Here is an 18,502-nt window from a genome sequence, read left to right as displayed (position 1 = left end):
CGCGGGTCAGTCAGCGGCTGCGCCGTAGCGCTCGGCCAGAGCGGCGAGGACGGGGGAGCAGCCGGCGTCGACGGTCAGCGCCGCCAGCGCGTCGCCGCGGGTCGCACCGCGGTTGAGGATGGCGACCGGGATGCCCGCGTCGGCGGCGCGCTTCACGAACCGGCGGCCGGAGAGCACCGAGAGGGACGACCCGGCCACCAGGACCGCGGCGGCCGCGTCCACCATCCGGTACCCCTCGGCGACCCGCTCCTTCGGCACGTTCTCGCCGAAGTAGACGATGTCCGGCTTGAGCATGCCGCCGCAGTAGGAGCAGTCGGCGACCTGGAAGCCCTCGGTCGAGGAGAGCACCGCGTCGGCGTCCGGCGCGATCTCGATGTCGCCGACGTCGTCGAGGCCGAAGCCGGGGTTGAGCGCGTCCAGCCGGTCGGCCAGCTCCGCACGGCTGACCGTGCGCCGGCAGGACAGGCAGACCACGCGGTCGTACCGGCCGTGCAGGTCGATGACGTTGCTGCTGCCGGCGGCCTCGTGCAGCGTGTCCACGTTCTGGGTGATGACGCCGGAGACGGTGCCGCGCGCCTCCAGCGCGGCGAGGGCGCGGTGGCCGCCGTTGGGGCGGGTGGCGTCCATGTGGTGCCAGCCGACGTGGTTGCGCGCCCAGTAGTGGCGGCGGAACGCGGGGTCGCCGGTGAACTGCTGGTAGGTCATCGGGGTGCGCGGCGGTGAGTCCGGGCCGCGGTAGTCGGGGATGCCCGATTCGGTCGACAGCCCGGCGCCGGTGATCACCGCGACCGGTCCGTCCCCGAGCACCGCGGCGAGCTCCGCCGCAGCATCGGCGGGGTGCCGGGCGGGCTGAACTGCGGCCTGCCCGCGCGGGGCGCCGTCTGCCGTGCCGTAGGTCGTCTCGGTCTCGGTCACGCCCCGAGCCTATGCGCCCTGCCCCGCCGCGGGCACGTCAGTCCGGTCACCCCGGCCCGCGGACAGGTCACATCCGCCGGCTGCGCCGCCGGCCGGGCCGGGCGCGGCGGGGCGGGGGCGGTCTGGTCACGGGCGGGCGAGGGCGGCCCTTCCGGCCGGAGCCAGGGCGTGCAGGGCGGCCGGGAGCGAGAGCAGCGGCCCGCGGGGGCCGCTCCTGGACCAGCCGGGGCCGGCGGTGTGCACCGCGGTCGTCTGGCGCAGCCGGGCGGCGCAGGCCCGGACCGATCCCAGCGCGGCCGTGTCGGCGGTGGCGGCGGTCTGGCTCCACAGCACGACCGCGGCGGGCGCGGTGCGCTGGACCGCGGCCGCCACCGCATCCGCCGGGGCCGAGGCGCCGAGCATCCGGAACGGCCGGCCCTGCTCGGCGAGGGCGGCCGCCAGCGCCTCCAGCGGCAGCGTGTGCTGCTCGTTGGGCGAGCAGGCGAGGAGCGTACCCCGCAGCGGACGGCCTGCTGCGCGCCCCACCCGGCGCAGCGCGCTCGACACCGACCAGGAGAGCAGGTGCTCCACCTCGACGTGGCTGCGCGCGGCGCTCCACTTCGCGCCCATGCCGTACAGCAGCGGACGCATGATCTCCTCCCACGCCGCCACCACCCCCCGCTCCCGCAGGGCGCGCTCCAGCAGCGCGTCCATCTGCTCGGCGTCCAGCCGCATGGCCGCCCGGGCGAGCCCCTGCAGCGCAGGGTCGGCATCGCGGCCCGACGGCAGCACTGCGCCGCCCGGCCCCGCCGGGCGCGGCACGTCCGGCGGGGCCGGGGCGCTCGCCGGCTCCGCGCCGGCGAGCCGTGCCGCGTCGGCCGGGGCGGTCCCCTCGCCGACAAGACGGCACATCAGCACCAGCCGCTGCATGTCGGCGGCCGTGTAGCGGCGGTGGCCGCCGCCGGAGCGCCCCTGCGGGCCGATGCCGTAGCGCCGGTCCCAGCTGCGCAGCGTCGCCGGGGCGACGCCCAGGGCCCGCGCCGCCGCCCCCGGGGTGAGCGGGGCGGCGGCGCGGGCCTGTCCACCGCTGCCTGCCGCGCCTCCGGCCGCATCCGGGCTGCGTCCCTCGGCCATGCCGCTCTCCCTCCGCCGGGTGCCCGCCGTACCGCTCCACCCAGTCTTCCGTGCGCCAGGCAAAGCGATGCACAAGCGATGCGAGTTGTCCTGCACGGGCGGTGCGGAGCACCGTTTGGGGCAGGAGAGAAGAACCGTTCGAATCGGGGGGGGCACCGTGAAGTTCGAACGCACACGCACCGCTGACCGCACGCTCGACAACGTCTACCGGGCCGGCGCGGGGATCGCCGGCACGGCGCTGATCGCGCTCGGAGTGCTCGGCATCGCCGGGCTGCTCGCCCCGTTCGCCACCCGGGGCCTGCTGCTGCCCGGCATCTCCACCGACGCCGCACTGGGCTTCACCGCCGTCGCGTTCGGCGCGCTCCTGCTCGGCGCCGCCGTGCTGGGCGGCCCGTTCGCCTCCACGGTCGAACTCGCGGTCGGCGCCGGCTTCGTGCTGGCCGGTCTCGGGCACCTCGTCCTGTTCACCACGGAGTTCAATCCGCTGGCGATGGCGATGCCCAACGTGTTCTTCGCGCTGGCCGCGGGGCTCGCACTGCTGTTCACCGGAGCCTACGGCCGGTTCGCCGGCGGGCTGCCGGAGGACAACCCGTTCCGCCGGCACCGGATCCGCCGCGCCGCGGCAGGGCGCTGACGTGCGCGTCCTGGTCACCGGCGGAACCGGCTACATCGGCGGGCGCCTCGTGCCCGGGCTTCTTGCCGCCGGCCACGAGGTGCGCTGCATGGCCCGTGCACCCGAGCGGCTCCGCGACCACCCGTGGCGAGAGCGGGTGGAAGCGGTGCGCGGCGATGCCGCCGACCCGGGCAGCCTCCGCCCCGCCCTGCAGGGCGTCGACACCGCCTACTACCTGGTGCACGCACTGGGCTCGGGCCCGGACTTCGCCGAGCGGGATGCGCGCGCCGCGCAGGGCTTCGCCGCCGCGGCCGCGGCGGAGGGCGTCGGCCGCATCGTCTACCTCGGCGGTATGGCGCCCAGCGGCGCCGCCCGCCTCTCCGGCCACCTCGCCTCGCGGCGCGAAGTCGGCAAGGCCTTCCTCGACGGGCCCGTCCCGGCGACGGTGCTGCAGGCTGCGGTCGTCCTCGGCTCGGGCTCGGCCTCCTTCGAGATGCTCCGCCACCTCACCGAGCGCCTGCCGGTCATGGTGGCGCCGCGCTGGGTGCGCACCCGGGTGCAGCCGATCGCGGTGCGCGACGTCCTCCGGCTGCTCACCGAGTGCGCGGACCCCGCGGCGGCCGCGCCCGATGCTCCGGCGGGCGCCTTCGACCGGGCGTTCGACGTCGGCGGTCCCGAGGTGCTCACCTACGCCGACCTGATCCACCGCTACGCCCGCGCCGCCGGCGTGCGGCGCCGCCTGATCGTGCCGGTGCCGCTGCTCACCCCGCGGCTGCCCGGGCTCTGGGTGGGCCTCGTCACCCCCGTCCCCGGCGCGCTGGCGCGGCCGCTGGTCGACTCCCTGCGCAACGAGGTGGTCTGCCGGGAGGACGACCTGTCCGCGCTGCTCGGCGACAGCGGGCGGACCGGTGTCGACGAGGCCCTGCGGCTGGCGCTGCGCCGCGTCGCCGAGGCCGACGTCGCCACCCGGTGGTCCTCCGCGTCCTGGCCCGCGGATCCGTCCGCCGCGCTGCCCAGCGACCCGGACTGGACCGGCGGCGCCCTGTGCCGGGACGAGCGCACCGCCGCCACGGCCGCCGGCCCGGCTGCGCTGTGGCGGGTGATCGAGGGGATCGGCGGCGAGAGCGGCTGGTACTCGTGGCCGCTCGCCTGGTTCCTGCGCGGGGCGGCCGACCGCGCGCTGGGCGGCGCCGGACTGCGCCGCGGCCGGCGCGACCCGGCCCGCCTGCGGATCGGCGACACCGTCGACTTCTGGCGGGTGGAGGAGATCCGCCCCGGGCGGCTGCTGCGGCTGCGCGCCGAAATGCGGCTGCCCGGCCGAGCCGTCCTCGAACTGTCCGCCGGCACCGACGAGCGCGGGCGCACCGTCCTGCACCAGCGCGCCCTCTTCCAGCCGCGCGGGCTGGCCGGGCGCCTCTACTGGTGGGGCCTCGCGCCCTTCCACGGCATCGTCTTCGGCGCCATGGCGCGCAACATCGCCGCCGCGGCCGAACGCGGACCAATCCCCGGGGCCGCGGGGCCCGAATCACCTACAGGAAGCGGCCCGGGCCACCGGCCCCCGAGCGGAGCAGGAGAACCAGGACAGCGATGACCCGATCCGAGCACGGCACCACCGCCGGCGCGCCCGTCGCGGTGGTCGGCTCCGGCGTGGCCGGCCTCACCGCCGCACACGTGCTGCAGGCCCGCGGCCGCCGGGTGACGCTCTTCGAAGCCGATTCGCGGCTCGGCGGCCACGCGCACACCCACCTGCTGCCCGCTGGCGGCAGTGACGGCAGCGGCGGCACCGTCAGTGTCGACAGCGGCTTCATCGTGCACAACCGGCGCACCTACCCGCACCTGCTCCGCCTCTTCGCCGAACTGGGCACCGCCACCCGCGCCTCGGAGATGAGCATGTCGGTGCACTGCGCGGGGTGCGGCCTGGAGTACGCCGGAGCCCGCGGAGCGGCCGGCCTGCTGCCGGGGCTGCGCGGACCGGCGCGGCGGCCCTTCGCCCGGATGCTCACCGAGATCCCGGCCTTCCACCGCGCCGCCCGCGCGCTGCTGGACTCCGCCCCGCCGCCCGGGGGCCCCGAGCCGACCCTGGGCGGCTTCGTCCGCGCGGCCGGGCTCTCCCCGTACTTCACCGCCCACTACGTCGTGCCCCTGGTGTCGGCAGTGTGGTCCTGCCCGCCCGGGACTGCGCTGCGCTACCCGGTGCGCTCGCTGCTCACCTTCCTGCGCCGGCACGGCATGCTCGCGCTGTTCGGCGCGCCCCGGTGGCGCACCGTGGAGGGCGGCTCGGCCTCCTACGTGGCGGCCGCCGCCGCGCGGCTCAGCGAGGTCCGGACCCAGGCCCCGGTCACCGGCGTGGCGCGCACCGGCGGCGGAGTCGCGATCCGCACCGCTTCCGGTACTGAGGAGTTCGCCGCGGCGGTCGTGGCCGCCCACTCGGACCAGGCGCTGGCGATACTGGACGCACCGACGCCCGAGCAGCAGGAGATCCTCGGCGCGATCCGCTACCAGCGCAACACCGCGACGGTGCACACCGACCCGGGAGTCATGCCCGCCGACACCCGGGCCTGGGCCTCCTGGAACCACCGGCTGCCGTCGTGCGCACCGGAGGACGGCGCGGTGCAGGTCAGCTACCACATGAACCGGCTCCAGCGGCTCGGCGGCGACCGGCAGCACTTCGTCACGCTCAACGCCGCTCCCGGACGGATCCCGGCCGAGCGGACCGAGGCGTCGGCGGTCTACGCCCATCCGGTCTACACCCGCGCCTCCCTCGCTGCGCAGCGCCGCCTCCGCGAGGCCGACGACGGCCCGCTGGTCTTCGCCGGCGCCTACCACGGCTGGGGCTTCCACGAGGACGGCTGCCGCTCCGGCGCGCAGGCCGCCGCGAAGCTGGGGGCGCAGTGGTGACGGGCAGCGCCGGCGCCTCCCGGACGGAACCGGAGCCCGCGGGGCCGCCCGCGCTGTACGCGGCCACGGTCCGCCACGCGCGCACCGCGCCGGTCCGCAACTCCTTCGCCCACCGCACGTACTACTGGCTGATCGACACCGACGCGCCGCCGCGGCTCCCGCGCGCCGTGCGGCCGCTGGCCCGGTTCCGGGCCGAGGACCACGGCGGCGCGCCGGGCGAGCCGCTCCGCGCCCCGGTGGACCGCTTCCTCGCCGGGCACGGCGTCGACCTCGGCGGCGGGCGGATCACCATGCTGGCCCACGCCCGGGTGCTCGGCTACGTCTTCAACCCCCTCACCGTCTACTGGTGCCGCTTCGCCGGCGGTGCCCCGGCGTGCGTGGTGGCCGAGGTCTGCAACACCTACGGCGACCGGCACCGCTACCTGCTCCGCCCGGACGGCCGCGGCCGCTGCACGACCGCCAAGGAGCTGTACGTGTCGCCGTTCAACGGCGTCGACGGCGACTACCGGATGTCGCTGCCCGAGCCGGGCCGCCGCCTCGCCCTCCAGGTGGCCCTGCACCGCACGGGGGAGCCGCCGTTCACCGCCGGCGTCCGCGGCGCCCGCCTGCCGGCCACCCCGCGGATGCTGCTGCGGCTGGCCGCCGCCCGGCCCGCCGCACCGCTCCTCGGCGCGGCCCGCATCCGCGAGCAGGGCATCCGGCTCTACCTCCGCGGCCTGCCACTGGTGCCGCGCCCCCGCGGCGGGCGGCGGAGTCCGACCGCGCCGCCGCAGCCCTGCCCCCGCCGAGAAGGTGACCGATGATCGACCTGTCCCGCCCCGGTGCCGCGCCCTCGCACGGCCCGGACATCGACCCCGACCGCTGGCCGGACGTCGCCCGCGTCCCGGCCGCGGTCCTCCGCCGCGCAGTCGCCCGTCACCTGGTGGCGCGGGCGCTGCACCGCCTGCCGATCCGGGTTTCCGCCCCGGACGGGCGGCTGCGCGGGTGCGGCGGCCCCGACACACCCCTGCTGCGGCTGAACGCCCCCGGTGCGTTCCTGGCACGCCTCGGCACGTCGGGACTGATCGGGTTCGGCGAGTCCTACATGGCGGGCGAATGGGACTCGCCGGACCCGGTCGCACTCCTTGCGGTCTTCGCCGAGCACTACGACGGCCTCATCCCCGCCCCCCTGCGGCCGCTGCGGCACGCCGCGCTCCCGCGGCTGTCCCGGGGCGCGGTCAGCGCCGCCGGGGCGCGGCGCAACATCGCCCACCACTACGACCTCTCCAACGAGCTGTTCGCCCTCTTCCTCGACCCCACGCTGACCTACTCCAGCGCGCTGTTCGAGGGCGGGCCCGCGGAGAGCGCGGATGACCTCGCCCGCGCCCAGGTGCGCAAGACCGACCGCATCCTCGACCAGGCCGGAGCCGGCCCCGGCACCCGGCTGCTGGAGATCGGCACCGGTTGGGGGGCGCTGGCCGTGCGGGCCGCTGAGCGCGGCGCCGACGTCACCACGGTCACCCTCTCCGCCGAGCAGCGCGACCTCGCCCGGCGCAGGGCCGCCGCGGCAGGCGTCTCCGGCTCCGTCGACGTGCAGCTCCGCGACTACCGGGAGGTGCGCGGGCGGTTCGACGCCGTGGTCAGCGTGGAGATGGTGGAGGCCGTCGGCGAGCGGTACTGGCCGGTCTTCTGCACCGTGCTGGACCGGGTGACCGTGCCCGGAGGGCGGGTGGCGCTGCAGACCATCACCATGGACGACGCCCTCATGCGGGCCTCGCGCACTGGCTACACCTGGATGCACAAGTACATCTTCCCGGGCGGACTCATCCCCTCGGTCGAGGCGCTGCAGCGCGAGATCAGCGCGCGCACCGCCTTCACGGTCGCCGACCGGACCGCGTTCGGCGGCGACTACGCGCGGACGCTGCACCTGTGGCGGCGCGCCTTCGAGGCGGCCGCGGACGAGGTCGCAGAGCTCGGCTTCGACGCGGTCTTCCGCCGGATGTGGAGCTTCTACCTGGCCTACTGCGAAGCCGGCTTCCGCGCCGGAATGATCGACGTCGAGCAGATCACGCTGCACAAGGAGGGCCGATGACCCCGCACCCCACCGCCCCGAGCCCGGCCGCCGGAGACGGCGGCAGGCCCGCCGCCGGCGGTGCGGCCGGGGTCCTCTCCGCGGCGCTCAGCGGACTGTCCGGCGGCGGCCTCCCGGTCCGCATCCGGGCCTGGGACGGCAGCGAGGCCGGACCGGCGGACGCGCCCGTCGCCGTCCTGCGCCACCCCGATGCGCTGCGCCGCATCCTCGCCCGCCCCGGCGAGCTGGGCGCCGCCCGCGCCTACGTGGCCGGGGACCTGGACGTCGAGGGCGACCTGCTGGACGGGCTGCGCCGCGTCTTCGCCGCCCCCTCCGGGCCGCGCCCCTCGCCGGCGGCGCTGCTCCGGGCCGCCTACGCGGCGGTGCTGCTCGGGGCGGTCGGCCCGGCACCGGAGCCGCCGCCGGGGGAGGCGCGGATGCGCGGACCCCGCAGCCGGGAGCGCGACCGGGCGGCCATCGCCCACCACTACGACGTGACCGCCGACTTCTACCGGCTGCTGCTGGACCCGAGCATGGCCTACTCCTGCGCCTACTGGGATCCGGACGACCCGGACCAGGAGCTTGCCGGAGCCCAGCGCGCCAAGCTCGACCTGGTCTGCACCAAGCTCGGCCTGGACACCGCCGCCGCGCCGCGCCTGCTCGACCTGGGCTGCGGGTGGGGGTCGCTGGCGGTGCACGCGGCCCGGGAGTACGGCGCGCAGGTGCGCGCCGTGACGCTCTCCGCCGAGCAGGCCGCCTACGTCCGCGCGCGGGCCGCCGAGTGCGGGCTGGCCGATCGGATCGAGGTGCGCCAGCAGCACTGGGCCGAGGCCGAGGCGGATGCCGGACCGTTCCCGGCCGTGGCGACCGTGGAGATGGGCGAGCACGTCGGACGCGGCCGCTACCGGGCCTTCGCCGCCCGGCTGGCCCAGCTCACCGCCCCCGGCGGGCGCGTCCTCGTCCAGCAGATGTCCCGCCGCGGCGCGCACCCGGGCGGCGGGCCCTTCATCGAGTCCTACATCGCCCCCGGCATGCACATGCAGCCGGTCGGCGCCACCGTCGGCGCGCTGGAGGACGCCGGGCTGGAGGTGCGCGGCGTGGAGTCGCTGCGCGAGCACTACGTCCGCACCGCCCGCGCCTGGGCGCGCACCCTGGAGGCCGAACGCGAGCAGGCCGAGGCGATGATCGGCGCCGAAGGCGTGCGCATCTGGCGGCTCTACCTCGCCGGCGGGTCGCTCGCCTTCGAACAGGGCCGGATGGGCGTGGACCAGATCGTGGCGGAGCGCTCCGGGGAGGCGTAGCGCCGCGGAGCAGGGGAACTGCAGGGAGCGGGCGCGCTGCGCCGGCGGGCACGGCACGGGAGAGGAGCACGGGTGAGCGGCGGGGAGTTCCCCCTCGGGGCGTTCGGGGCGGGGTTCGGTGCCGCGGCGCTGGCGGTGGCGTCGGTCATGCTGGCCGCGTTCGCCGCCGCGCGGCGGCTCGGCCGCCACTCGGTGGTGGACGTCGCCTGGGGCGCGTCCTTCGCCGCGGTGGCGGCGGTCACCGCGATCGCCTCCATCGGCGACGGCGACCCGCTGCGCACCGGTCTGGCCTGCGGGCTCGCTGCGGTCTGGGGGCTGCGGCTGGCGGTGCACATCGCGCGGCGCGACCACGGCCAGGGCGAGGACCCGCGCTACGAGGCCCTGCTCTCCCGCGCCCCCGGCAGCCGCGACGCCTACGCCCTGCGCACGGTCTACCTGCTGCAGGGCGCCATCGTGCTGGTGGTGGCGCTGCCCGTGCAGGTGGCCGCGTTCGCGCCGGGTCCGGCGGGCCCGCTCGCCGCGGCAGGGGCCGGGATCTGGGCGGTCGGGCTGTTCTTCGAGGCGGTGGGCGACGCGCAACTGGCCCGCTTCAAGGCTGATCCGGCCAACCGGGGCGCCCTGATGACCCGGGGGCTGTGGGCGTGGACGCGGCATCCCAACTACTTCGGCGACGCGTGCGTGTGGTGGGGGCTGTTCCTCATCGCCGCCGACGCCTGGCCGGGCGTGCTCACCGCGGTCTCGCCGCTCCTGATGACCTACCTGCTTACCCGCGGATCGGGGAAGCGCCTGCTGGAGGAGCGGATGCGCGGCAGGCCGGGCTGGGACGCCTACGCCGCCGCAACGCCGGGCTTCTTCCCGCTGCCGCCGGGGTGGAAGCGGCGCTTCCTGCGCGCCGGCTGACCGCCCCGCGGGCCTCGGACCGCGCCTGCCTTCCGCGGACCCGCTCTGCGGCGCTCGGCCGCTGCCGGCCATGAATCGGCCAATTCATCGGAAAAGTCCCGTCGCGGCTCCCACTGCGGCATGTCGCAAATGGCCTCTTCGTGATCTTCTGTCCGCCAATGCGCAGATGGTTCGGATGGCGCAGACCGATCCGCTGAAGTGCGGAGATGCGGGGGGCCGATGGCAGAGGGGACGGCCCGGGCAGTGCCCCGGGCGGCGAAGCAGGGCAGTCGCGGCTGGTGGCCGCTTGCCGCGGTGGTCGCAGTCGCGGTGCTGCTCGTCGGCGGATTGGCGCTGGCCGGGCGGGTCATCGACGACGTGCGGCCGGTGCCCGCCGGACAGCCGCTGCCGATCGGCGCGGGTGACGGGCACACCGCGGAGATCACGCTCGGCGGCGGCTGGGACATCAGCCTCGGGAGCAGCCAGGCCGACCAGGAGTACGTGCTGACCCGCGGCCCGGTGACGCTCCAGATCAGCAACGTGGTGACGCAGGCCGCGTCCGATGCGCAGGCCTACTGGCACGGCCTGGGCCGGATCGTGCGCTCCGGCGACGCCTCCGCGCGGCTGGGCGAGCCGGCGCCGCTCACCGCCGCCGGAGGCGCGCCGGGGCTGGCCGGCCCGCTGGAATCGGACAGCCACACCGGCCGGGCGGCGGTGCTCCCCTCGCCCGACCGCGACTTCGCGGTGGAGATGCAGCTCACCGCGCCCGACGGGACCGGCGCACCGGAGCTGCGCGCAGCCGGCCGGGCCCTGGAAGCGGTCGCGTTCACCCCGAACCAGGGAGGCGGAGCATGAGCTACACGGCACCCGAACCCCGCCCGGCCGCCAGCGGCGGCACGGCGGAGCCGAACACCGGCACCGCCGGGGACGCCGCCGACGCGGCAGCTGCGGAGGCCGGCAGGGCCGACGCCCGCGCACACCCGCCGGCCGCCGGTGGTGCGGCCGTGCCCGCGCCGGGACGGCCGGCCGACGGGGCGGCTCCGCCTTCCCGCGGCGCCCCTGCCGGGGCGGCCCATGCCGGCGCGACCGCGGCGCATGCAGCCGATGACGTGCCGCACGACGACACCGTCGCGCCGGGGGCCTCGAAGGCCGCGGTGGCGGTGCTGATCGCCGCCTGCGCCGCGGGCGGGCTGTTCATCGGGGTGAGCTACCTCGGCCGGTTCCGCGAGTTCGTGGCGGGCGCTGCCGTGGCGGCGCTCGCTCTGCTCGTCGTGGGCGTCGTCGCCTTCTGGCTGCTGCGCCGCATTCGGCCGGTGCGCCCGCCGTCCCGGCGCACCGCACTGATCGCCGTCGCCTGGGGCGGCCTCGCCGCGACGGGCGGCGCCATGATCGCCAACAGCGGGCTCGGCACCGTCTGGAACACCGCGCTGGGCCTGCAGGCCGGCACTGCCTGGGGTGCGGCGCTGTCCGCCCCGGTCAGTGAGGAGCTGCTCAAGCTCGCCGGAGTCGTCGTCATCGCGGTGGCCTGGCCGAGCGCAGTCCGCGGCCCGGTCGACGGGTTCGTCGTCGGGTCCCTGGTCGGCCTCGGCTTCGAACTCGTGGAGAACCTCACCTACGCGCTCAACGCCATCATCCAGGCCGGCGCCGTTGCCGAGCTCGAACCGGTGCTGTCCACCACGTTCATCCGCGTCATCCTCACCGGGCTCGGCTCGCACTGGGCGATGTCGGCCGTCGCGGGCACCGCGGTCGGCCTCCTGGCTGCGGCCCGCTGGCGCCCGAGGGCCGGCACCGCACTGGGCGCGGCCCTGCTGGTGCTCGCCGCGATGTCGGTGCACGGGCTGTTCGACTCGCCGCTGATGGAGTCCTGGGGCTTCATCGGCATCGCCATCAAGGTGCTGACTGTGTTCGCCGCGGCGCTCGCCGTCTACTTCACGGTCCGCCACGGCTACCGCACGCGGGTCCTGCGGGCCCTGGAGTCCGAGGGCGCCCGGCACGGCCTCGACCGGCGCGAAGCCCGCGCTCTGGGGCGCAGGCACGGCCGCCGCAAGGCCCTCAAGCGCCTGCCCCGCTCCGACCGGCCGGGCGCCTGGGCCCGCCAGACCGCCCTCGTCGCCGACGCCGAACGCGCCGCCTCGGCCCGTCCCTGACCGCGTGCCCACCGCCGCCGCCCGCACCCGGCCGGGGGTGCGGGCGGCGGTCCTGTGTGCGGTCAGACCCGCGCCGGCACCGCGGCGCGGGTCAGGGCGCCGCGGCCAGCAGCCGGGCGATGCGGGCGTGCAGGAGGAAGCTGGCGCCCATCTGCCGGGTGGAGTGGAAGTTCACGAAGACGTGGGCGTCCTGGCGCGGGTAGTAGTAGAGGTGCGCCGCCCAGATGCCGCTGTGGCCGACCGGTTCGGGCAGGCCGCGCAGGAGCGGCGGGGCGAACTCGCCGAAGCGGACCGTCATCGCGCCCGCGCCGTAGTGGATGCCGCGGCGCATCCGGTTCCGCGGGCGCAGCAGGAACTCCAGGTTGGCGCGGGAGATCAGTTCTCCTCCGTGCAGGGCCTGCTGGAAGCGGACGAGGTCGGCCGGCGCCGCCGCGACGCCGCCGCACCCCCAGTCCGCGCTCATGCTGCGCGCGGTGCTCAGTTCGGCGCCGCGCATCCAGAACGGCTCCATACCGAGGCCGGCCGGGCCCTGCGGCCGCACCGCCGGGTCGAACGGAGAGGTCGCTGACGCCATCCCGGCAGGCGCGAACACCACCGTCCGCAGCAGGTCGCCGAGACGCTCGCCGGCGGCCTCCTCGGCGATCCGGCCCAGCAGCACGTAATTGGTGTCGGCGTAGTGCATCCGGCCGCCCGGGCGGCCGGTGGCGGGCAGCCGCCGCGTCTGCTCGAGCAGGTCCGCCGGGCGCCAGACGCGGTCGCGGTCGCGGGCGACGCCGCGCTCGGAGCACTCCGTGTCGAATCCGCGGGGCGGCAGGGAGTAGTCCGGGAGCCCGGAGGTGTGCGCGAGCAGGTGCTCGACGGTCACCTCCGCCGCGGGATCGGTGCCCGGTACCGCCGGCAGCCCCGCGGTGTCGGCGGCGGGCAGGAGCCGGCCGATCGGCGAATCGAAGTCGAGAAGGCGCCGCTCGACCAGTGCGGCGACGAGGGTCGCGGTGAACAGCTTCCCCGTGCTGGCCGGGTGGGCGATCCGGGACGGGCTGCCGTAGGCGAAGCCGGCGGCGGGTGTCCGGACGAGCACCTGCGGCGGCGGCAGGCCGCTGCGGCTGCGGCGCCGCGCAATGCGATCCAGCTCGGTGCGGAGCCGACGGAATCCGGTGTCCAGGCGGAGGGTCGGGGAGGGCATGGAGAACCGCCTTGTCGGGGGAGGGAACTGACATCTCTCAGAGATAGGTCTAATAGACCTATCTGTGAGAGTCAAGGCCCTAGAATCCCGCCATGGCCCACGCGATCCTCGGACTGCTGCTGATTGCGCCGCAGTCCCTCTACGACCTGGTCAAGTCCTTCGAGTCAGGGGTCTCGCTCTTCTACAGCGCGAGCTCCGGAAGCATCAAGCGGGCGCTCGACGCCCTGCTGGAGCGCGGTGCCATCGAGGTGGAGCGGGAGGAGCCGGGGGCGCGCCGCCGGAAGGTCTACCGCGCCACCGATGCCGGCCGGGCGGAGTTCCGGGAGTGGATGCTCGGCGAGCCCGCCGGACCCGACGCCGAGGCGGCGGCGCTTCCGCGGCTGTTCTTCCTCGGGCTGCTTGAACCGGGGGAGCGCGCCCCGGTTCTGCAGGCCGCGACCGCCCGGTTCGAGGCGGACCTCGACCGCCTCACCGCTGTCGCGCACCGCATCGAGGGCCTCGAGGTCCCCGACCGCCACCGCGAGGTCCTCGCCTATCAGCTCCGCACGCTGGACTACGGGCTCGCAGCCCACCGCTTCGCCCTGGACTGGTTCCGCGCCCGCGCCGAGGAGGAGGCCGCGGCGGAGGCGGACCGCGCCGCAGCAGCTCCGCACGGGGCCGGCCCGCGCTGAGCGCCGCCCTTACCGGAGTCTTCCGCATCCGGGTACCGGTGTTTACCGGGCCTGGTGTCCACTGGGCAGGGCGTGGTCAATCGGTCTGCTGTGCCGCTGCGCTGGCAGTGCAGCGGCGGGGAGGAGGGCGCATGGGCTGGGGCCGGGGAGAGGGCACACGCTGGGCCGCGGGCGCCGCCGTACTGGCGGCAGGGGCGCTCACCGCGGTCTCCGCATGCGGCGCAGAGCAGGCAGCGAGCGTGGATGCACAGCGGTCGCCGGGCGGGGCCGCAGGCGGTGCGGTGGCGGACGCGCGTGCCGCGCAGGAGGCCAACGCGCTGCCGCGGGACGAGTTCTACACCGCCGATGCCCAGCCGGGGGAGCCCGGCTCGCTGGTGCGCTCCGAGGAGTTCGGCGGCTGGGAGGCGCTCGCCGACAGCACGGCCGCCACCCGCATGGTGTACCGGACGCAGTCGGCCGCCGGCGGTCCGGCGGTCGCTTCGGCCGCCATCGCCACCCCGGACGGAGCACCTCCCGACGGGGGCTGGCCGGTGGTGGCGTGGGCGCACGGCACCAGCGGCGTCGCGCCGCAGTGTGCGCCGAGCCTGATGAAGGACCTCTACTACGGCGACCTCATCCAGGCGCTGGTCGACGAGGGCTACGCCGTCGTCGCCACCGACTACTCCGGGCTCGGCGCAGGCGACGGCCACGAGTACAACACGCTCGCCGCCAACGCCAACGACGTCCGCTACTCGGTGGCGGCCGCGCAGTCGGCGGTGGAGGGCCTCGGCGAGCGCTGGGTGGCCATGGGGCACTCCCAGGGCGGCCAGGCCGCGTGGGGGGCCGCCCGCCAGCAGGCCGACGACCCGGTGGGCGAACTGGCGGGCGCCGTGTCGCTCGCGCCGTCGCCACCGCTCGGCTCCGGCCTGGACGAGGTGAAGGACGCTCCGGGCACGGGCTCCTACGCGCCCTACGTCGCCTCTTCGCTGGCGCTGCAGTACCCGGACGAGTTCGAGCCGGCCGACATCCTCACCAGCGCCGCGATGGAGAAGTACGAGGAGATCACCCGGAACGACTGCCTCGCCCTCGCGGTCGCGGTCTCCGGCGAGGCGACTCCCGCCGAGTACTTCAAGGAGGGCTTCCAGGACAACCCGGTGGTCCAGCGGTACAACGAGGGCAACGTCTACAGCGACCGGCCGCTGGCGGCGCCGCTGTTCGCCGCCACCGGCTCCGACGACGTCACCGTGCACGCCCCGGTGATCGAGGCGGAGGCCCGGAAGCAGTGTGCGCAGGGCACCGACGTGGAGTACGCGGAGTTCTCCGGCGACCACGACGGCATGGTCGACTCGGCGTCGGAGGACTTCCTGCCGTGGATCGCCGACCGCTTCGCCGGCCGCGAGGCGCCGTCCAACTGCGAGTGACCGCCCGAGCGGCGCACGGCGGGGCCCCGGCGGCCGGGTGGGCCGCCGCGCTCCGGCGCCTGACCGGCAGCGCCGCCGACGAGGGCCGCCCCCTCACCCGCGGGGGCGGCCCTGCCCCGTGCCCGGGAGCGCCGTCCGGGGGAGGGCCGAGCGGGCTGCGGGGGCGCTGCCGGTGGCTTGACTGTGCCGCAGCGTCGTAGTGTCCACTGGGCCTGCGGCAGCGCCGCCCGCCCCCGCGTGTTCCCGGCGAGGGCTCCCTGCGGGCGGCCCTGCGCCCGATGACCCCTGTCGAGGTGAAGGAGCACAACCATGAGCGGCAGTGACGGCGTCCTCCCCGCCGACGCGCAGAAGATGATGGCCTACACCCAGGGCATGTGGGTGAGCCAGGTGGTGCGCACAGTGGCGGCCCTGTCGGTGCCCGAGCACCTGCACGCGGGACCGAGGACCGCGCAGGAGATTGCCGCGGCCGAAGCGGCCGACGGCGACGCGGTGCACCGCCTCCTGCGCGCCGCGGTGGCGCTGGACCTCGCCGCCTACGACGCCGGGTCCGGCCGGTTCTCCGCGACCCGCCTGCTCAGCGCGCTGCGCCGGGACGTCCCCGGCACCCTGGCGCACTGGGCCATGGTGCAGACGGCCCCCGGCCACTGGAGCGGCTGGGGGGCCGCGACGGAGGCGGTCCGCACCGGCGGCAGCCGGGTCCCCGAGGCCCTGGGCGGGCCGCTCTTCGACTACTTCTCCGCCAACCCGGACGAGGGGGCCCTGTTCTCCGCGGCGATGACCGATCTGACCCTGTCCATCGGCACCGACGCGGCCGCGGCCATCGACACCGCCGGCACGGAGACCGCCGTCGACGTCGGCGGCGCCAACGGAGCCTTCCTGCACGAGCTCCTCGCGCACAACCCGGCGCTGTCCGGGACCGTCCTGGAGACGCCGGCCGCGGCGCCGGGTGCCGCGGAGGCGGCACGGGCAGCCGGCCTGGGGGACCGGGTCGCGGCCGTCGGCGGCGACTTCTTCGATGAGGTTCCCGCTGCCGACCTGTATCTGCTGAAGTTCATCCTGCACGACTGGGACGACGAGCAGGGCGTGCAGATCCTGCGCAACTGCCGGCGGGCGATGAAGCCCGGCGGGCGCGTCTGCATCGTGGAGATCACCGTGGGCGGCACGGAGGACCCGGGCCTCGGAGCGGCGCTGATGGACCTGAACATGCTGATGGTCACCGCGGGCCGCGAGCGCAGCCTCGCCGAGTACGACACCCTCCTGGAGAAGGCGGGCCTCCGCCGCGTGCGGCACACCCCGATCCGCAACGCCATGTACCCCTACGCGGTGATCGAGGCCGCCGCGCTGGACTGAGCGGCAGGCACGCCCCGGCGCCGCGGAACGGAGCGGTGCGCCGGCCCGTGGCGTATGGTCAGCGGGCCACCTCTCCGGACAGGTGACGCAGGGGTTCATGGCGTGGCCGGCGATCCCGTCGGCACCGGGGGAGTAGACGGTCTGCGAGGCGGATGCGCGCGGCGGAGAGCCTGGTCAGCGCGCCGTCCCAGGCTGGGGAACGCGGACCAGGCCGCCTATCCGTTGCCCTGTACCTCCTCGATCGCGGCCAGCACGTCCGGGTAGAGCGCCGCTGCGGCGGCGCTCTACCCGCCGTTGCGGGCAGGCGTGGCGGCGTGCGCGGGTCCAGCCCCTGGCCGGTGGCGGCTCGGTCGTTGGCGACCGCCGCCATGGTGTGCCCTTCTGCGCGGCGGTCGGCCCGCCGGGATCCGCCGCTGCACTGCGTTGACCCCTTCTGGACGCCGCTGAGGGACGCAGCCGCATTCCCGTGGAGCCCCGATTCGCGAAAGAAGTGCGAGAAAAGGGGGGACGGGTTTCCGTTCGCTGTGCCCGGATCCCGGGTTGAGACTTTTTCAAGCGGATCTCAAGGAATACTTGAGTGTTCTGCAACGGGTCTTGAATAACGTAACCGGCGGAGCGTTGTCCTGGAAGGAAAAGAACTTCCGGATGGCGGTCGGGGGCCCGCAGTTACTGATCATGAACTCCTTGAAGGATCGCTGGAAGACTGATTGAGAAGTTCTGTGATCGGGTTGATCGGTGTCGCGATTTCGCATTCATGTGCAGAGGATCGAGGAGTCGATGGATTACGATCAGGAGGATCTTGCGGAGATATCGGATTCTGTACTATTTTCGCTTCCGCGGTCTGACCAGCGGCGAAAGGGGTTCGATTATCTCCGCGGGCTTCTCGAGGTTCCGGGGAAGAAGTCGATAAGAAACATCGCCGGATTTATCGGGGGTCGCGCCTCCGACCAGAGCCTGCATCACTTCATCAGCGGTTCCACGTGGGACTGGTCCAGGGTTCGGCGCGCGCTGTCGTGGTACCTGGCCGAACGGCGCCCGGTGGAGGCATGGGTGATCCAGAGGATGGTCACCCAGAAGGCGGGTACCCATTCTGTCGGCGTGGAGAAGAAGTTCGTTCCGATGGCGGGGCGCGTAGTCAACGTCCAGGAGTCGGTCGGTGTCTGGGCAGCATCGCGCGAATGGAGCAGCCCGATCAATTGGCGGATCCAGTTCTCTCGGGAGTGGCTGGAAGACGGAGGCCGGCGCACGCGCGTCGGTATCCCCGACAGCCTTGGCGCGGAGGCTGCCGGCGACCGGGCGGTCTTCTCCTGCGCACGTGCACTGCGCGACTGGGCGCTTCCCGCCCGCCCCGCCGTTCTGGACGCGCGCGCCTGCGACGCCGGAAGGATTGCCACGGGCTTGGACCGGGCCGGAACGGCGTTTATTGCACGTATCGAGGGCGAGGTCCCGCTCCTGGTCGCGGATTCCACGCTGCCGGGGTACCGCAGCGCGGCCCCCGTGGCGGCCGGCCAGATCGTCCGGGCGACGCAGGGGAGGAGGGAGCCGGCTCAGCAGGCCGCACTCGGGAGGAGCAACGGACCGCCCCGCCGTGCTGCCGCGGTCCGAGTCGGTCTGCCGCGCACCGGCGGACACGGCCTCTCCGCCCGGCCCCCTGGCGACCTGCTGCTGCTCGGTGTCGTCGACGGGCGGACCGGCTGCCGGGAGCTGTGGCTGACCAACATGGCTCGGGCCGATCCGTCCGTACTACTGGAGCTCGGCGGGCTCCTCGGCCGCGTGGCGCGCGATTACCGGGACATCTCCCAAGGGGTGGGGATCGGCGACTACATGGGGCGGTCGTTCGCGGGGTGGCACCGGCACGTCACCCTCTCGTCGGTGGCCCACGCAGTGATCGCGCTGAAGGAGTCGGCCGAGGCGGTCTCGGCGCACGGCCGGGCACGCACGGGAGCGGCCTGGGGGCACTGACGCTGCTCGGCCGCTGGCGG

Annotated in this window: 16 protein-coding genes; 13 read left to right on the top strand and 3 right to left on the bottom strand. The window is 75.4% G+C overall.

Features of this window, described 5'->3' with window-relative positions; genetic code table 11:
* Positions 1-6: 6 nt before the first annotated feature.
* Entirely contained in the window at positions 7-915 is a 909-nt protein-coding gene (locus ACYVGT_RS12435; protein WP_460857388.1) for an NAD-dependent protein deacetylase, read from the bottom strand.
* 126 nt (positions 916-1,041) lie between these two features.
* Positions 1,042-2,028 (bottom strand): MerR family transcriptional regulator, encoded by a 987-nt coding sequence (locus ACYVGT_RS12430; RefSeq protein ID WP_460857386.1) that lies wholly within the window; start codon positions 2,026-2,028, stop codon positions 1,042-1,044.
* 157 nt (positions 2,029-2,185) lie between these two features.
* On the opposite strand from ACYVGT_RS12430, the gene ACYVGT_RS12425 reads away from it, so the two are divergent.
* The 9 genes from ACYVGT_RS12425 (at position 2,186) to ACYVGT_RS12385 (ending at position 11,916) form a co-directional block, all read left to right on the top strand.
* Positions 2,186-2,662 carry a DUF4383 domain-containing protein gene (locus ACYVGT_RS12425; RefSeq protein WP_460857384.1) on the top strand — a complete coding sequence of 159 codons (477 nt, stop codon included), beginning with the start codon at positions 2,186-2,188 and terminating at the stop codon, positions 2,660-2,662.
* Position 2,663: 1 nt separating this feature from the next.
* Positions 2,664-4,232, top strand: coding sequence for an SDR family oxidoreductase (locus tag ACYVGT_RS12420; protein ID WP_460857381.1), 1,569 nt, complete (start codon positions 2,664-2,666; stop codon positions 4,230-4,232).
* The gene (locus ACYVGT_RS12415; protein ID WP_460857379.1) at positions 4,229-5,539 is read left to right on the top strand and encodes an NAD(P)/FAD-dependent oxidoreductase; all 1,311 of its coding nucleotides are present in this window, start codon (positions 4,229-4,231) and stop codon (positions 5,537-5,539) included. The genes ACYVGT_RS12420 and ACYVGT_RS12415 overlap by 4 nt, the downstream gene beginning before the upstream one ends.
* Complete coding sequence (locus ACYVGT_RS12410; RefSeq protein WP_460857377.1) at positions 5,533-6,342, top strand: DUF1365 domain-containing protein; 810 nt, start codon at positions 5,533-5,535, stop codon at positions 6,340-6,342. Before ACYVGT_RS12415 ends, ACYVGT_RS12410 begins: the two co-directional genes overlap by 7 nt.
* Entirely contained in the window at positions 6,339-7,610 is a 1,272-nt protein-coding gene (locus ACYVGT_RS12405) for a class I SAM-dependent methyltransferase (RefSeq protein ID WP_460857375.1), read from the top strand. The genes ACYVGT_RS12410 and ACYVGT_RS12405 overlap by 4 nt, the downstream gene beginning before the upstream one ends.
* Positions 7,607-8,890: a class I SAM-dependent methyltransferase gene (locus ACYVGT_RS12400; RefSeq protein ID WP_460857373.1), complete on the top strand. Its 1,284-nt coding sequence runs from the start codon at positions 7,607-7,609 to the stop codon at positions 8,888-8,890. The genes ACYVGT_RS12405 and ACYVGT_RS12400 overlap by 4 nt, the downstream gene beginning before the upstream one ends.
* A 147-nt stretch (positions 8,891-9,037) precedes the next feature.
* Complete coding sequence (locus tag ACYVGT_RS12395) at positions 9,038-9,790, top strand: DUF1295 domain-containing protein (protein ID WP_460857405.1); 753 nt, start codon at positions 9,038-9,040, stop codon at positions 9,788-9,790.
* Between the two features lie 219 nt (positions 9,791-10,009).
* A complete protein-coding gene (locus tag ACYVGT_RS12390) occupies positions 10,010-10,624 on the top strand; it encodes a hypothetical protein (protein WP_460857371.1) in 615 nt (204 codons plus the stop codon).
* Entirely contained in the window at positions 10,621-11,916 is a 1,296-nt protein-coding gene (locus ACYVGT_RS12385) for a PrsW family intramembrane metalloprotease (protein WP_460857369.1), read from the top strand. The genes ACYVGT_RS12390 and ACYVGT_RS12385 overlap by 4 nt, the downstream gene beginning before the upstream one ends.
* Positions 11,917-12,007: 91 nt before the next feature.
* On the opposite strand, the gene ACYVGT_RS12380 is transcribed toward ACYVGT_RS12385, so the two are convergent.
* Positions 12,008-13,099: a serine hydrolase domain-containing protein gene (locus ACYVGT_RS12380; protein ID WP_460857367.1), complete on the bottom strand. Its 1,092-nt coding sequence runs from the start codon at positions 13,097-13,099 to the stop codon at positions 12,008-12,010.
* Positions 13,100-13,191: 92 nt separating this feature from the next.
* Between ACYVGT_RS12380 and ACYVGT_RS12375 the strand changes: the two genes are divergently transcribed.
* The 4 genes from ACYVGT_RS12375 to ACYVGT_RS12360 all read left to right on the top strand — a co-directional run bounded on the left by ACYVGT_RS12375 (position 13,192) and on the right by ACYVGT_RS12360 (position 18,482).
* Entirely contained in the window at positions 13,192-13,770 is a 579-nt protein-coding gene (locus ACYVGT_RS12375; protein WP_460857365.1) for a PadR family transcriptional regulator, read from the top strand.
* A 131-nt stretch (positions 13,771-13,901) separates the two neighbouring features.
* Positions 13,902-15,170: an alpha/beta hydrolase gene (locus tag ACYVGT_RS12370; protein ID WP_460857363.1), complete on the top strand. Its 1,269-nt coding sequence runs from the start codon at positions 13,902-13,904 to the stop codon at positions 15,168-15,170.
* Between the two features lie 309 nt (positions 15,171-15,479).
* Positions 15,480-16,520, top strand: a complete 1,041-nt coding sequence (locus tag ACYVGT_RS12365; protein WP_460857361.1) for a methyltransferase — start codon at positions 15,480-15,482, stop codon at positions 16,518-16,520.
* Positions 16,521-17,297: 777 nt separating this feature from the next.
* Entirely contained in the window at positions 17,298-18,482 is a 1,185-nt protein-coding gene (locus tag ACYVGT_RS12360) for an IS701 family transposase (RefSeq protein WP_460857359.1), read from the top strand.
* Positions 18,483-18,502 lie beyond the last annotated feature (20 nt).

This window comes from Nocardiopsis coralliicola, assembly GCF_054779695.1.
The sequence above is the reverse complement of the archived record's forward strand: the minus strand, read 5'-3'. Positions and strand labels throughout refer to the sequence as shown.

Bases quoted from the DNA above. Each gene is read 5' to 3' on its own strand.
- ACYVGT_RS12430 (WP_460857386.1), bottom strand. From the start codon at position 2,028: ATGGCCGAGGGACGCAGCCCGGATGCGGCCGGAGGCGCGGCAGGCAGC.
- ACYVGT_RS12415 (WP_460857379.1), top strand. From the start codon at position 4,229: ATGACCCGATCCGAGCACGGCACCACCGCCGGCGCGCCCGTCGCGGTG.
- ACYVGT_RS12405 (WP_460857375.1), top strand. From the start codon at position 6,339: ATGATCGACCTGTCCCGCCCCGGTGCCGCGCCCTCGCACGGCCCGGAC.
- ACYVGT_RS12400 (WP_460857373.1), top strand. From the start codon at position 7,607: ATGACCCCGCACCCCACCGCCCCGAGCCCGGCCGCCGGAGACGGCGGC.
- ACYVGT_RS12395 (WP_460857405.1), top strand. From the start codon at position 9,038: ATGCTGGCCGCGTTCGCCGCCGCGCGGCGGCTCGGCCGCCACTCGGTG.
- ACYVGT_RS12390 (WP_460857371.1), top strand. From the start codon at position 10,010: ATGGCAGAGGGGACGGCCCGGGCAGTGCCCCGGGCGGCGAAGCAGGGC.
- ACYVGT_RS12385 (WP_460857369.1), top strand. From the start codon at position 10,621: ATGAGCTACACGGCACCCGAACCCCGCCCGGCCGCCAGCGGCGGCACG.
- ACYVGT_RS12380 (WP_460857367.1), bottom strand. From the start codon at position 13,099: ATGCCCTCCCCGACCCTCCGCCTGGACACCGGATTCCGTCGGCTCCGC.
- ACYVGT_RS12375 (WP_460857365.1), top strand. From the start codon at position 13,192: ATGGCCCACGCGATCCTCGGACTGCTGCTGATTGCGCCGCAGTCCCTC.
- ACYVGT_RS12370 (WP_460857363.1), top strand. From the start codon at position 13,902: ATGGGCTGGGGCCGGGGAGAGGGCACACGCTGGGCCGCGGGCGCCGCC.
- ACYVGT_RS12365 (WP_460857361.1), top strand. From the start codon at position 15,480: ATGAGCGGCAGTGACGGCGTCCTCCCCGCCGACGCGCAGAAGATGATG.
- ACYVGT_RS12360 (WP_460857359.1), top strand. From the start codon at position 17,298: ATGGATTACGATCAGGAGGATCTTGCGGAGATATCGGATTCTGTACTA.